Genomic DNA, 13,693 nt, shown 5'->3' with positions numbered 1-13,693 from the left:
ATGCAAGCCATTTTTTCCGCAGCGCAGGCGGTGCGCCGCCTGGCGCGCCAGCAGGCGAGTTCGCTTGGCGCCTACAACGCCGGGTTATCCAGCGAGGCGGTGCGTAACCGTTACGGTGTCACTGAAATTGCCCGTCTGGCAAGCAACGAAAACCCGTTTGGCGCCAGCCCTCTGGTGCAACAGGCACTGAGCGATTTGGCTCAGCATAGCGGCGTTTACCCCGACCCAAACAGCCAGGCGTTACGGGCGGAAATCGCCGCCCTGACCGGCATCCCTCCGCAGCAGGTGGTGATCGGCAACGGTTCGGAAAACATTCTGGAAATGCTGTGTCTGGCGTTTATTAATCCGGGTGACCGGGTCGTGACCCTGCTGCCGTCGTTTGGGCTGCATGAAATCTACCCGCGCATGATGGGGGCGGAGGTAACGCTGGTGGCGGTCAATCAGGCGCTGGAGTTCGATCTGGCCGCCTGGCGGCTGGCGTTGCAACGGCCGGCCAAGATGGTGGTGTTCAGCAACCCGTCGAACCCGGTCGGCTGCATGCTCGGTCGCGATGACTTTTTGCAATTGATTGCCGCCGTGCCGCAAGACTGCCTGCTGGTGATCGACGAGGCTTATTACGAATACTGCGCCGACCAGGCGGACTACCCGGACAGTCTGGAGCTGCTGCCGTTACAGTCACGACCGTGGATTGTGCTGCGCACCTGCTCCAAAGCCTACGGGTTGGCCGGGCTGCGCGTCGGTTACGGTCTGGCCTGTGACGCCGAGCTGGTGTCGCTGCTCGATCGGGTGCGCACGCCGTTCAACATTAACCGGGCGGCGCAGAATGCGGCGTTGGCAGCATTGCACGATCGGCAGCATGTGGCCGACAGCGTCGCCTGGGTCAGCGAAGCGCGCGCGGCGATGGCGACGGCGTTGCGTGCCCTGGGGTTGCATGTGGCGCCGTCCAGCGCCAATTTCCTGTTTTTTGATTGCGGTTACCCGAGCGAGCGGATAGCCGAAGCGTTGCTGGCGCACGGCATCATCGTCAAACCCTGGCGCGAAGCCGGTTATCAGCGGTTCATCCGGGTATCGATCGGCAGCGCGGCGGATAACCGGCGTTTTCTCGATGCGTTGCGACAGGTGCTGGCTGAGGCGGCGCGCTGATGAGCGGGGCGATACTCAACGTGGCGGATTTACAGCGTGCGGCGCGGCGCTACCTGCCGCGTTTCGCTTACCGTTACCTGGCGGGCGGCGCGGAAGATGAACACACGCTGCGCGGGAACCGAGTGGCGTTTAGCCAATGGCAGTTTGTGCCGCCGGTGCTGCGCGATGCCAGCCGCCGCGCGCTCGACATTCGGCTTTGGCAGCAGGAACTGGCGGCACCGCTGCTGATTGCGCCCACCGGCTACAACGGCATGCTGCGCTATCAGGCGGATCTGATGCTGGCGCGCAGCGCCCGGGCGTTCGGCATTCCCTATATTCAGAGCACGGTGTCGACCGCCTCGCTGGAGGAGATTGCCGCCGATGGTCAGGGGCAGCACTGGTTCCAGCTGTATGTACTGCGCGATCGGCAGGTGACCGCCGGGCTGTTGCAACGCGCTCTGGCCGCAGGCTGCAACACTCTGGTGCTGTCGGTGGATGCGGTGCATTTCGGCAACCGCGAGCGCGATCGACGCAGCTACCGGCGGCCAATGAAACTCTCCCTCGCCAGCCTGTGCGACGTGGCGCTGCACCCGCGCTGGTTATGGCACACTTTGCGCCCGGCGGGCATGCCCGGCTTCGGCAACCTGCAGCCCTATCTGCCGGCGGAGCGGCAGCGGGGCCTGAGCGGGGCCGCTTATTTCGCCCGCGAGATGGACGCCGCGCTGAACTGGCAGACGCTGGATTGGGTACGGCAATGCTGGCCGGGCAAGCTGCTGGTGAAAGGCATTCTGCACCCGCAGGATGCCCGTCAGGCGCTCGATGCCGGGGCGGATGGCATCGTGCTGTCCAACCACGGTGGCCGCCAGCTCGACGGCTGTGTGGCACCCATCAGCCTGTTGCCGGCGGTGCGTGCCGCCTGTGGGCCGACGGCGACGATCCTGATCGACAGCGGTTTCCGGCGCGGCACCGACGTGGTGAAAGCGCTGGCGCTGGGCGCCAATGCCGTGCTGCTTGGGCGCCCGTTGTTGTACGGCGTGGCGCTGGCCGGGCAGGCAGGCGCGACTCAGGCACTGCGGATTTTCAGCGAAGAAATTGACCGCACGCTGGCGCAGCTGGGTTGTGGCAGCGTGCAGGAATTGGGGCCGCATCTGCTGCGGCCGGTGAATGAACGGTGATAAGGAGCCTGAGATGTCTTTAGCGCAAATCGCTTTCCCGGCGCGCGTGGTGCGCGGTGCCGGAGCATTGGAGGAGATCGGCCCGCTGTGTGCCGGCTACGGTTCAAGGGCGATGCTGATTGGCGGCGCGCGTGGGCTGGCAATCACCGAGGCGAGCATAGGCAATGGCCTGCGTGCGGCGGCGGTGGAGCTGGTTGGCTGCGAGCAGTATGGCGGTGAATGCAGTGAAACGCAGATTGCGCGGCTGGCCGCATTGGCGCATTCAGCGGCGGCGCAGATGCTGATCGTGGCGGGCGGGGGCAAGGCCATTGACACCGGCAAGGCGGTGGGTGCGGCCTGCGGATTGCCGGTCATCACCGTGCCGACCATTGCCGCCACTTGCGCTGCCGTTACGCCGTTGACCATTCGCTATCATGACGATGGCCACTTTCGCGACATGCTGCACCTGCCGCATGCTCCGGCGGCGGCAGTGATTGACAGCCAACTGTTGGCCGCGGCACCCGTCCGCTGGTTGGCGGCAGGGTTAGGGGATACGTTGGCGAAATGGTACGAATATCGCGCCATCGGCCACCCGGCGGCACTGAACGGCATGGCGCTGGCGGCACAGGCCAACAGCCGCATCTGTTACCAACTGATTGAAGAGTACGGGGCTGCGGCCTGTCAGGCGGCGGAGCGACGCCAAGCCGATGACGCGCTGGAGCAGGCGCTGGATGCCATCTTCCTGTTCGCCGGGCTGACCTCGGTAATGGGCAGCGGGGCACATGCCGCAGCGGCCCATGCGTTGTTTGAAGGCTTTACCGTCTGCGACGAGACGCGCAATTTTGGTCATGGTCTGTTGGTCGGTTACGGCAACCTGTGCCTGCTGGCGCTGGAACAGCGCAGCGACGAGGAACTGCTGGCGGCGTTGCGGCTGGCGCAGGCCTGCCGGATACCGCTGCATTTGGCGGATATCGCCGACGATCTGGACAATCAAGCCATCAACGCCATTATGGCGGCGGCGGTTGACGCGCCGGATATGGCCAATATGCCGCACCCGGTCACCGTCACCCAGTTGGCGCAAGCCATGCAGCGGGTACATGAACTGGCCGACAGAGTGCGCAAGGGGTAGAGTCCGGCGTTAAGTTGTGGGATTATTTGGTTTTCCATCCTACAACAGAGAAGGGCGCATGGCCTCGCTGAAAGACGTTGCAAAACTTGCCGGGGTGTCGCTGATGACGGTTTCCCGCGCCATCAACGAGCCAGGCAAACTGCGGCCAGACACCTACCAGCGCGTCAAGCAGGCGATTGACCAACTGGATTACGTGCCCGATCTCTCGGCCCGGCGCATTCGCGGTGACAGCAACCGGGTGCAGACGCTCGGCGTGCTGGCGCTGGATACCGCCACCACACCGTTCTCGGTGGAAATGATCCTGTCGATCGAAAAGACCGCGCGCGAACACGGCTGGAACAGCTTTGTCGTCAACCTGTTCGCCGACGACAGCGCCGAACACACCATAGATTTGCTGCTGGCGCACCGGCCGGATGGGGTGATTTTCACCACCATGGGGCTGCGACAGGTCACCGTGCCGCCCAAGTTACTGGATAAAAAGCTGGTGCTGGCCAACTGCGTCAGCCGGAACAACCGGGTGGCCAGCTACATTCCTGATGACGAACAGGGCCAGTACGACGCCATGCGCGCATTGATCGCCAAAGGCTACCGGGCGCCGCTGTGCATTCACCTGCCGGAAAATACGCTGGCAGCCGGGCTGCGCCGTCGTGGGCTGGAGCGCGCCTGGCGTGAAACGGGCGGCGACGTAGAACAACTGAAGCAGTATCACCTTGATCTGACCGACGGCGACGAGCGCTACCGCGATTGCGTGGCACTGCTGGAACGGCATTTCGCACCGGGACAGCGCGATTGCGATGTGGTGGTGTGCGGCAACGATCGGGTGGCGTTTATGGTGTATCAGGTGCTGTTGGCGCAGGGCTGGCAGATCCCGCAGCAGGTGGGGGTGTTGGGCTATGACAACATGGTCGGCATCGGTCAACTGTTCTTGCCGCCGCTGACCACGGTGCAACTGCCGCATTATGAACTGGGCCGTCAGGCGGCGCTGCACCTGATTAACCAGTTGGATCACTGCGAGACGGTGAAGGTTACCTGCCCGCTGTTGCTGCGCGAGTCGATGTGATCAAACAGGGCACGACCGGCGCGCCCTGCAATCAAACCCCCAGGGCAATCAGGCCCGGATGCTCTCCAGTTCCCACCCCTGCAGCGCGCCAAACTGTGCCTGGCCGCTTTCGGCAAACAGGCTCACGCCGCGCTGGCCGTCGCTCGGGTAGATGCGGCTGGTCAGACAGGCTTCGCCTTGATTGACGAACACTTCCAACGATGAACGGTCGATGAACACTCTCAGCGACAATGTGTCGCCCGCCGGCAGCGGCACGCTGCGGCAACCGCACAGCCCCGGTTCCTCACTGAAACGCTCCAACACCAACCTGTGCGCTTGATTATCCACGTACAGCCGTGCGGCGTTGCCAATGGCGATGCCGTAGCGTTCGGCATCGCTGGCGGCCAGATCCAACGACAGCGTCAGCTCTTGCACGTTCTCCGCCAGCGCCTGGCGTTGGTTGCGCAGTTGCGTTGCGGCAAACGTCTGCGGTATACCGCGTAGCGCCGCCAGTTCCCGCGCCGGGTTCATCAGTACCTCGCCTTCGGCATTCAGCGTCAGTTCTCGGGGCAGGGTGAGCGCACCGGCCCAACCGTGTGCCTTGCTCGGCATCGGCGATTCCCACATGTCCATCCAGGCGAACAGCAGGCGGCGACCGTCGGCGGCGGTGAAGGTTTGCGGCGCATAAAAATCGTGCCCGGCGTCCAGTTCGCAGAAAGGTTGAGTGACGTTGAAATCGGCGCCCGGCTGCCAGTGACCGAGCAAATAGCCGCTCTGGAAGCGGTTACGATGGCGATAGCCTTGCGCCGCCAGCCCCTGCGGCGAGAACAGCAGCACCTGTTTTTCGCCAAGCGGGAAGAAATCCGGACACTCCCACATATAGCCCTGATGCAACGTCTGCGCGCCGTCCAGCACGCGGTCAAACTGCCAGTCACGCAGATCTTTTGAACGATAAAGCCGTGCCTGCCCGAGTCCCTTTTGTTTGGCTCCGACCACCATCCACCAGCCATCGCTCTCACGCCAGACCTTGGGATCGCGGAAATGCTGAATGCCTTCCGGCGGCGCCAGCACCGGCCCGTGTTTGACGAAATGCACGCCGTCCTCGCTGGTGGCGAGACACTGTACCTCGCGCACCTGATCGTCATCGCCCACTTTGTCCAGCCAGACGTGGCCGGTGTAGATCAGCGTCAGCACACCGTTATCGTCCACCGCGCAGCCGGAGAAACAGCCGTCTTTGTCGTAATCGTCGCCGGGCGCCAGGGCTATCGGCTGGTGCTGCCAGTGCGCCAGATCCCGGCTTATGGCGTGGCCCCAGTGCATCGGCCCCCAGTTTTCGTCGTAGGGGTGGTGCTGATAGAACGCATGATAAACGCCGTTAATGTACACCAGCCCATTGGGATCGTTGATCCAGCCGGCGGCCGGCGCCAGATGAAATTGCGGGTAGTAATCGTCCTGACGCTGTGCGCGCAGGGTTTCGACCGCATGGTCGGCTTGAGCTAAGGCATTGTTCATTGGATTGGCTCACTTGATTTTATCGTGGATTGAAATTGCGGCGCGCGGGTGGGAGTCTCGCCGCGCAGCAGGAAACAGGAGATCAGCGTGGTGCCGGCGACGGCGCAGCCCATCAGCAAATAGGTATCGGCAAAGCCGATACGGTCGTAGCCTAGGCCGGCCAGCGGTGCCAGAATGCCGGCGACGATCTGGCTGATAAACTGGAAGCCCACCAGATACAGCGTGGAGGACAGGCGGCTGTCAAAGCGGGTGGTGATGTATTTGAACATCGCCACCAGCAGGATCGGCAATTCCACGGCATGCAGCAGTTTCATGGCGGAAATCGTCAGCGCGCCACTGGCGAAGCCGGAGCCGAACATGCGTACCGCCATCACGCTGCTGGCCAGCAGCAGGCTTTGTTTGATACCGATGCGGTTGACCAGCAGCGGTGCCAGGAACATGCCGCCGGCCTCCAGAAACACTTGCAGCGAATTAAGGAAACCGTACATGCGGTTGCCTTCCTCGTGGGTCGCGAACTGCGAGGCGAAGTACACCGGGAACTGTTGGTCGAAGACGCCGTAGATGCTGGTGCCGAGCACGAACACCACCAGCGCCCAGAACCCCGGCAGGCGCAGCAACGCCAGGGCGTCCTGCAACTTCAGGTTTTCCGGCTTGCCGTATTCCAGCCCGGCCATGGCGTTGGGTTTCAGCTCTCGCACTTGCCACAGCAACAGCAGGAATACCGCCGCCGAGGCCGAGGCGATCCAGAAATTGATGTTCGGATTGATGTTATAGATAAAGCCGGCAAAGAAAGTGGCGCTGGCCCAGCCCAGCGATCCCCACATGCGCGCCCGGCCGAACTCGAAGCCGACGATGCGGCTGACGCGCTCGGTATAGGATTCCAGCGCGCCAATGCCGGCGTTAAACGCCAGGCTGACGAACAGGCCGCCAACCAGCGCGCCGACCACCAGATTGGTTTGCAGCAGCGGGGCATAAACATAGATAAAGAACGGCCCGGTGAGCAGCAGCAGCGTGCCGACAAACAACAACAGATGCTTGCGCAGCCCGAGCTTGTCCTGAATAAACCCGTACAGCGGTTGCGCGCACAACGCCATGATCGACATGGCAGAGAAGATCAGGCCGGTTTCGGTGCCTTTCAGGCCGATTTTTTGGTTTAGCCAGATGGAGATCAGTGAAAAACTGGCCGACCAGGTGAAGAAGAAGAAAAACAACAGGCCGCTTAGGAGCACATAATATTTTTTTGTTTCGCGGTTCATGTGAGATGCCCTGATGGATAATGTCAGCCTTATTGTTAACGTTAACCTTTCGCCAAATAAAGCCATCAACACGGCGGATTGCGATGTTAATCACAAAAGTTAACGTTAACATATTTGCATTGTGATCGTCATCACTGGATGGATGCAAGGGGATGGAAAGAGGATGGGGCCGGGGCATTCGCCCCCGCGCCCGCATTTAGATACTGGCCAGATAACCGCCGTCGACATACAGGATTTGGCCGGTGATGTAGGCCGCCGCCGGGCCGGCGAGGAAAATGGCCGCGCCGGTAAGGTCGCTCAGCTTGCCAAAGCGGCCTAGCGGGATTTTATCCTGCATGGACTCGCGCCAACCGTTGTCCTGGTAAAACACCTCGGTCATCGCCGTCTGAAAATAGCCTGGCCCGATACCGTTGACCCGGATCCCGTGGGTGGCCCATTCGCTGGCCAGCGCGCGCGTCATGCCCGCCAGCCCGGATTTCGACGCGCCGTAAGCGGTAGCCCCCGGTACGCCGACTTCGCTGGTCAATGAACACAGGTTGATGATGCAGCCGCTGCCCTGTTCGACCATCAGGCGTGCCGCCGCCTGCGCGCAGAAGAAAGCGCCTTTCAGGTTGGTGCCGACGATGTTGTCCCACAGCGTTTCATCCACCTCCAGAGACGGGCACAGGCGTTCGATACCGGCGTTGTTGATCAGGATATCCAGCGGTTTGCCCGCCAGCGTGGCGAAGGCGGTTTCAATCGATGCCGGATCCTGGACATCCAGCAGCAGCATTTCCGGGTGTTCCCCCCAGTTATTCAGCTGTTGCACCACCTCTTGCAGCGCGGCGCGTTGTCGCCCGGCGACGATCACCTGCGCACCGGCCTGCGCCAGCCCGATAGCCAGCGCCTGACCAATCCCCCGCGTAGCGCCGGTGATCAGCGCGCGCTTGCCGCGCAATGAAAAGGGGGCCAGGCCCGGCGGTAAATGGGTGTTTTGCATACATTCTCCTCAGGGAGCCAAAAGGTTTTAGCGGGCCTCTGCCTTAAAGCGCATGGCTTTCATACCTTACCGCCGAACTGCGGATCTATGGCGGTGAACCAGCGGCTGACCACGTCCTTGCCGTCGACGGGTTCGCTGCCCAGCATCATGGCGATGGCGAAGCCCAGCGCCGAGCTTTCCGGCGTATGGCCGCTGCCGCCACCGGCGCGCAGATCGAGCACCAGCGTCGGGCAGCAGAACAGCGCCAGCCGCATCAACCGTCGCCAGTTATGCGGCAGCCAGCCGCGTATCGTCAGTTCGCTGAGCAGCGGCCGCCAGTACAGCGCGCCTTTGTCCTGCAGGAAGGCGGCGCGCAAGGGCGTCAACTGCCAGTCATGCTCGACAATCAGCCGTTGCCCCTCCAGACGGGCAGCCACCCGGTAATGCGTCGCGCAGCGCTGCGGTTCGTACAGCCAGAACGGGTGAGCGAAAATATTGTGGAAAGTCGCTTTGATCTCCGCCAACAGCGCCGGGATATTACGCCCGGCGAAGGCCGGATCGAAGCTGACCAACTGCGGCGGCGGGCGATCGGTTTCGTACCATACGTTGGCGTTGTGCGCGTCGCCGTGGGCGATCACCACGCCGTGCTGCGCCAGTGCAACCGGGGCCAGCAGCTCGCCGGCCTGCAACAACAGCTCTCCCAGCGTATGGCGATAGAGCACGCCGTTGATTTCCCAATGCAGGTCTTGCAATTGCGCCCAGCTCAACGCTTGCTGCGCCAGCCGGAAGGTTTTGCCCACGTAGAACTGCGCCACCCGGCCGCCCAATCCCGGTGTGGCGCCTGGGCTGACCAGCCGGTGATGAAACAGCTGGTGGATCGGTTCGCGAGCCACCGCTGCAGGCTGGCCGATTTTTAGCGTCGGCAGCGTCATCCGCAGGATCTCCGCATCGGCGCGGTGCTGCGCATCGACCACCGGCGCCATCTGCGGCCAGCTCTGCTGCAACTCGATCTCCCGGCACACGTCGGCCAGCCGCCGATCGTGGCGCAACCGGTACAGCAGGATCTGCCGCCCCGGCTCACCGCAGGCATACAGCGGCACGTCGACGCGGAAACCGTTATTGCGCAGCAGCTCGGCGTTGTAATACTCCTCGATGGTGTGGTCTTCACCTTCCTCGTGATGATATTTAAAGAACAGGCCGCGGCCGTCGGCCAATTGCAACTGGCCGTTCAGCGAGTTCAGGCTGTACTGATCGCGGTTGATGGTCAACTCGCCCACCGCCACGCCGGTGATCTCCAACACCAGTTGGCGCAGTTTGTCCGCCGCCTGCCGCCATTCGCCGGCGTGGGTCAGTGCTCTGGCCTGCGCCGCCAGGGGTTCACCCCGGCCGGCGCGGGAAATAGGATTATCGGTCATCGTAACCTCGCTGCCTGTTCAGGGCTGACGATCGAGCAGGGTTTTACGCAGCGCTGACACCGCCAGCGCGTGTGCGGGGAAGCCTTCATACAGGGCAAAACCGTGCGCCTTTTCCGCCAACGCGTCGTAACCGCTGCGGGTGACGTAACCCACCGAAATGCGTTTCATGTAGTCGAATACCGACAGCGGTCCGGCCACCTTGGCGGCGGCATTGGTCGGCAGCACCGCATTGGGGCCGAGCACAAAGTTGCCTAACGTCACCGGGGTGTAATTGCCCAGCAGGATTTCACCGGCGTTGCGAATTTGGCCCATCACCGCCAGCGGCTCTTCCGCCAGGATCTCCAGATGCTCCGGTGCGTAACCGTTAACAAACTCTACTGCGGCGGCGAAGTCCTGCGTCAGCACCACACCGCCGTGGGCACCGCACAGCACGCTTTGCGAGAAGCCGGCGCGTTTCTCGTCCAGCTGCGCCCAGTAACCCGGCAGCGCGGCGATCGCCTGTTCCGCGACCCGACGGCTGGAGGTCACCAGCCAGGCGGAGGAGTCCGGGCCATGTTCCGATTCAATGATCAAGTCCAGCGCCGCCAGCGCACCGTTGGCGCTGTCATCGGCCAAAATAATGCTTTCGCTGGGGCCGGCCGGCACGCCGGGATCGATCATCTGCACCAGTTGGCGTTTGGCGGCCACCACCCAGGGGCTGCCGGGGCCGACGATCTTCAGGCACTTTGGCACCGTTTCAGTACCATAAGCCACGGCCGCGACCCCTTGTGCGCCGCCGCACTTGTAAATTTCGCGGATGCCGACCAACTGCGCCGCCACCAGCGTGGCATCATCGACTTTGCCATCCGGGCCGGGCGGGGTGATCACCACAGGCCGGGGCACGCCCGCCACCAGCGCCGGGATCGCGGTCATCAGCAGCACACTGGGGAACGAACCTTTTCCGCGCGGCACATAGCAGGCCACGGAATCGATCGGCAGGTGACGATCGCCGGCAAAAGCGCCGGGCTGCATCTCTTTCAGCCACATCTCCTCCGGTTTTTGCGCTTCGTGAAACGCGCGAATATTGCCGGCGGCATAGGCGATAGCGGCGGTGACGGCGGGATCCAGCCGCGCCATGGCATCGTCGAACTCGCTTTGCTCGACGCGAACCGACATCCGCTCGGCCTGCACGCCGTCGAATTCCCGTGCGAAGCGCTGCAGCGCGGCATCGCCTTCATCGCGTACCGCCGCGATAATCGGTTGCACCCGCTCGATAAAGAACGACAAGTCGGCTTCGGTGCGTTGGAACAGCGCTTCCGGCAATTGCCGGCTGTGGCTGAGATCGTGAAAGGTCACTGTGTGCGACATGGGGATGCTCCTAAGCTAATTCGTGTTGGGAAGCCTGTTCCCGGATAGATTTCAGAACCTGACGTTGCAGATCGATATAGCGTGCGTCCCCGCTCACTTCTTCGCTGCGCGGGCGCGGTAGATCGACCTGAAAGGTGGTATCGATTTTGCCCGGCCCCATCACCACGATACGGTCCGACAGGTAGACCGCCTCTTCGATATCGTGGGTGACAAACATCACCGTCAGGCGATGGGTTTCCCAGATGCGCGTCAGCAGCAGCTGCATCTGGTGGCGGGTCATGGCGTCGAGCGCGCCGAAGGGTTCATCCATCAGCAGGATTTTCGGCCGGTAGGACAGCGCGCGGGCAATCGCCACCCGCTGTTTCATGCCGCCGGACAGCTCGTTGGGATAGGCATCGGCGAATTCGGTCAGCTTGACCAGCGCCAGGTGGTCGTCGGCGATGTCACGGCATTCGCTGCGGTTATAGCCCGCCGCCTTTAGGGCGAATTCAATATTCTGGCGGGCGGTCAGCCACGGCAGCAGGGTATAGGACTGGAACACCACGCCGCGATCGATCCCCGGGCCGCGAATGTCCAGGCCGTCAACGCGTACGCTGCCGCTGTCGAAATCCTCCAGCCCGGCGGCGATCGACAGCAGGGTGCTTTTGCCGCAGCCGGAACTGCCGACCACAGAAACGAACTCGTTGTCGTGCAGCGTCAGGTCGATGTCATGCAGCACCTGCCGCGCACCTTTGCCGACCTGAAAACTTTTGTTCAGGCCATTGAGTGTTAGAGTCGCCATTATTTACGCCTCGCGTTGTAGCGGAACAACACGCGCTCGGCGGCGCGCATCAGTTGATCGGTGATCAGCCCAAGCAGCCCCAGCAGCAGGATGTAGCCGATAATGGTGTCGGTCTGGAAAAAGCGCTGCGACACCACGATGCGGTAGCCCAGCCCTGAGGTGGAAGCCACCAGTTCCGCCAGCACCAGCCAGGTCCAGGCCCAACCGAGGCTGATGCGCAACGCATCCCAGATGCCCGGCAGCGCGCTGGGCAGCACGATCTTGAACAGGATATTGCGGTCCGGCATGCCGAGCGTGCGTCCCAGGCCGACAAAATCCCCCGGCACGCGCTTTACCGTGTCGATCACCATCAGCACCTGTTGAAAGAAGGTGCCGATCCAGATGATCAGGAATTTCTGTACGTCATCGGTGCCGGTCCACAAAATGGTCAGCGGCACAAAGGCCACCACCGGCATATAGCGGACAAAATCCACCAGCGGTTCGGTGACCGCTTTGAAAAATCCGTAACAGCCGGCCAATACGCCGATGACAATGGCCATCACCGACGAGATCAGAAAGGCCACCGAGATGCGGTACAGGCTGCTGCGAATATCGCTCCACAGCGTACCGTCCTGCGCCAGGCTGACCATGCGGTGCCATACGCCGTCCAGCGTGGGCATAAAAATCGCCGGTACCGCGCCGCTGCGGGTCGCCAGCCACCAGCTCAACAGCAGCAGCGCGAACACCGCCACGGCGATGGCGACGAACAGCCCACGTGACGGCGTTTTGCCGATCACCATCAGCCCAAGCGGTCTGCGCCTGCGCCGCCCAGGCGGTGGGGCGGTTTTCAGATGAGTGCGCGCGTTGGGCGCATCCAGTTTTATCGAGCTCATCGGGTTTTCCTTTGGTGGGGAGTTGCGCCGGTCACAAACCGTCGGCCGGCGCTAATCCGTCTTACAGACCGTTAACGAATCGCGCGTCGATGAGGTTTTCCGGCGTGACCGGTTTGCTCACCAGCCTGGCTTCCGTGGCTGCTTTCAGCACGTGGGCAAAGGTGTGCTTGGCGAAGTGCTCGCTCAGGACCTGCTTGTTTTCCGCCAGCGAGTAGTACTTCACGCCGTCAAACGCGCTGGTCAGATCGGCGGGGCTGGCGCCAACCTGTTTGGCAATGATTGCCCGATCCGCCGCGGTGTTGCGCTGATAATGCTGCAACGCGGCATCCCAGCTTTTAATCATGGCGGCGACCTGGCCTGGTTTGGTCTTGATCACCTCGTCGCGCACCACCAGCACGTCGCTGATCAGGCCCGGATCGGACTCGCCGCTGTACAGCGTTTTCACGCCGGCATCCTGTTTCTTCGCCACGCTCAGGTAAGGTTCGTAGGTGACGGCGGCGCTGACGCGCTTGGCGATCAGCGCGCTGCCTGCGGCGTCGGCAGGCATCGGCACCGGCACGATGTCACTCCATTTCATGCCGGCGGAGGCGAGGGCGCTGTGCAGCAGGATGTCACTGGTGGTGCCTTCTTCGTACGCCACCTGTTTGCCTTTCAGATCGCTCAGCGCTTTGATGCCTGGGCCGACAATCAGCGCGTCGGCGGTTTGGCTTTGATCGAGCAGCAGCACGATTTTGACCGGCAGACCGGCGGAAACCATGCCCATGGCGGTGTGGGTAGCGATATTGGCGGCGTCGATCTGGCCGCTGGCCAGTGCGGCGTTGATGTCTTTATCTTCGGCGAAATTGATGATATCGACCTTGTCCAGCCCCTGTTGTTTGAACAGGTCAAGGCTATGGGCTACGTGCCACTGGCCGTAGCCCAACCAGGGTTCGATGCCCATTTTGAAGGTGCCGGCCTCCGGCTTGGGCAAGGGAGCTTCGGCGGCGAACGCCGGAGCGGCAAGCATGCTGAGGCAGCAGGCGGTGGCGAGCACTTTTTGCAGCGTTTTTATTGGTTGCTTCATGGGAGAACCCTCGTCTTTCGCACTGGTGAGAAATAGTGATGTCCG

Annotated in this window: 12 protein-coding genes; 4 read left to right on the top strand and 8 right to left on the bottom strand. The window is 62.5% G+C overall.

All coding sequences use genetic code 11. From position 1 onward, the window contains the following. From hisC to QZQ97_RS07690, 4 genes are read left to right on the top strand one after another with little or no spacing between them, the layout of a single operon-like run. Positions 1–1,143 (top strand): histidinol-phosphate transaminase, encoded by a 1,143-nt coding sequence (hisC, locus tag QZQ97_RS07705; RefSeq protein WP_311992968.1) that lies wholly within the window; start codon positions 1–3, stop codon positions 1,141–1,143. Further along, positions 1,143–2,297 (top strand): alpha-hydroxy acid oxidase, encoded by a 1,155-nt coding sequence (locus tag QZQ97_RS07700; protein WP_311992967.1) that lies wholly within the window; start codon positions 1,143–1,145, stop codon positions 2,295–2,297. The genes hisC and QZQ97_RS07700 overlap by 1 nt, the downstream gene beginning before the upstream one ends. Positions 2,298–2,310: 13 nt before the next feature. Further along, the gene (locus QZQ97_RS07695; RefSeq protein ID WP_311992966.1) at positions 2,311–3,405 is read left to right on the top strand and encodes an iron-containing alcohol dehydrogenase family protein; all 1,095 of its coding nucleotides are present in this window, start codon (positions 2,311–2,313) and stop codon (positions 3,403–3,405) included. 58 nt (positions 3,406–3,463) lie between these two features. Next, positions 3,464–4,465, top strand: a complete 1,002-nt coding sequence (locus tag QZQ97_RS07690; RefSeq protein WP_311992965.1) for a LacI family DNA-binding transcriptional regulator — start codon at positions 3,464–3,466, stop codon at positions 4,463–4,465. A gap of 48 nt (positions 4,466–4,513) precedes the next feature. Here QZQ97_RS07690 and QZQ97_RS07685 read toward each other — a convergent pair whose 3' ends face one another. The 8 genes from QZQ97_RS07685 to QZQ97_RS07650 all read right to left on the bottom strand — a co-directional run bounded on the left by QZQ97_RS07685 (position 4,514) and on the right by QZQ97_RS07650 (position 13,648). Continuing rightward, positions 4,514–5,956: a glycoside hydrolase family 32 protein gene (locus QZQ97_RS07685; protein WP_311992964.1), complete on the bottom strand. Its 1,443-nt coding sequence runs from the start codon at positions 5,954–5,956 to the stop codon at positions 4,514–4,516. Beyond that, positions 5,953–7,212 carry an MFS transporter gene (locus tag QZQ97_RS07680; RefSeq protein ID WP_311992963.1) on the bottom strand — a complete coding sequence of 420 codons (1,260 nt, stop codon included), beginning with the start codon at positions 7,210–7,212 and terminating at the stop codon, positions 5,953–5,955. The genes QZQ97_RS07685 and QZQ97_RS07680 overlap by 4 nt, the downstream gene beginning before the upstream one ends. Before the next feature lie 196 nt (positions 7,213–7,408). Continuing rightward, on the bottom strand, positions 7,409–8,191 hold the full coding sequence (locus QZQ97_RS07675) for an SDR family NAD(P)-dependent oxidoreductase (protein ID WP_311992962.1): 783 nt from the start codon (positions 8,189–8,191) through the stop codon (positions 7,409–7,411). A gap of 59 nt (positions 8,192–8,250) precedes the next feature. Continuing rightward, positions 8,251–9,585, bottom strand: a complete 1,335-nt coding sequence (locus tag QZQ97_RS07670; protein ID WP_311992961.1) for a hypothetical protein — start codon at positions 9,583–9,585, stop codon at positions 8,251–8,253. Positions 9,586–9,603: 18 nt separating this feature from the next. Further along, positions 9,604–10,932 carry a histidinol dehydrogenase gene (hisD, locus tag QZQ97_RS07665; RefSeq protein ID WP_311992960.1) on the bottom strand — a complete coding sequence of 443 codons (1,329 nt, stop codon included), beginning with the start codon at positions 10,930–10,932 and terminating at the stop codon, positions 9,604–9,606. A 10-nt stretch (positions 10,933–10,942) separates the two neighbouring features. Next, a complete protein-coding gene (locus tag QZQ97_RS07660) occupies positions 10,943–11,713 on the bottom strand; it encodes an ABC transporter ATP-binding protein (RefSeq protein ID WP_311992959.1) in 771 nt (256 codons plus the stop codon). Beyond that, positions 11,713–12,585, bottom strand: a complete 873-nt coding sequence (locus QZQ97_RS07655; RefSeq protein WP_311992958.1) for an ABC transporter permease — start codon at positions 12,583–12,585, stop codon at positions 11,713–11,715. Before QZQ97_RS07655 ends, QZQ97_RS07660 begins: the two co-directional genes overlap by 1 nt. Before the next feature lie 61 nt (positions 12,586–12,646). Continuing rightward, positions 12,647–13,648 (bottom strand): ABC transporter substrate-binding protein, encoded by a 1,002-nt coding sequence (locus QZQ97_RS07650; protein ID WP_311992957.1) that lies wholly within the window; start codon positions 13,646–13,648, stop codon positions 12,647–12,649. Positions 13,649–13,693: the final 45 nt, after the last annotated feature.

Source organism: Serratia sp. root2, from assembly GCF_031931805.1.
Taxonomy (GTDB): Bacteria; Pseudomonadota; Gammaproteobacteria; order Enterobacterales; family Enterobacteriaceae; genus Serratia; species Serratia inhibens.
The sequence above is the reverse complement of the archived record's forward strand: the minus strand, read 5'-3'. Positions and strand labels throughout refer to the sequence as shown.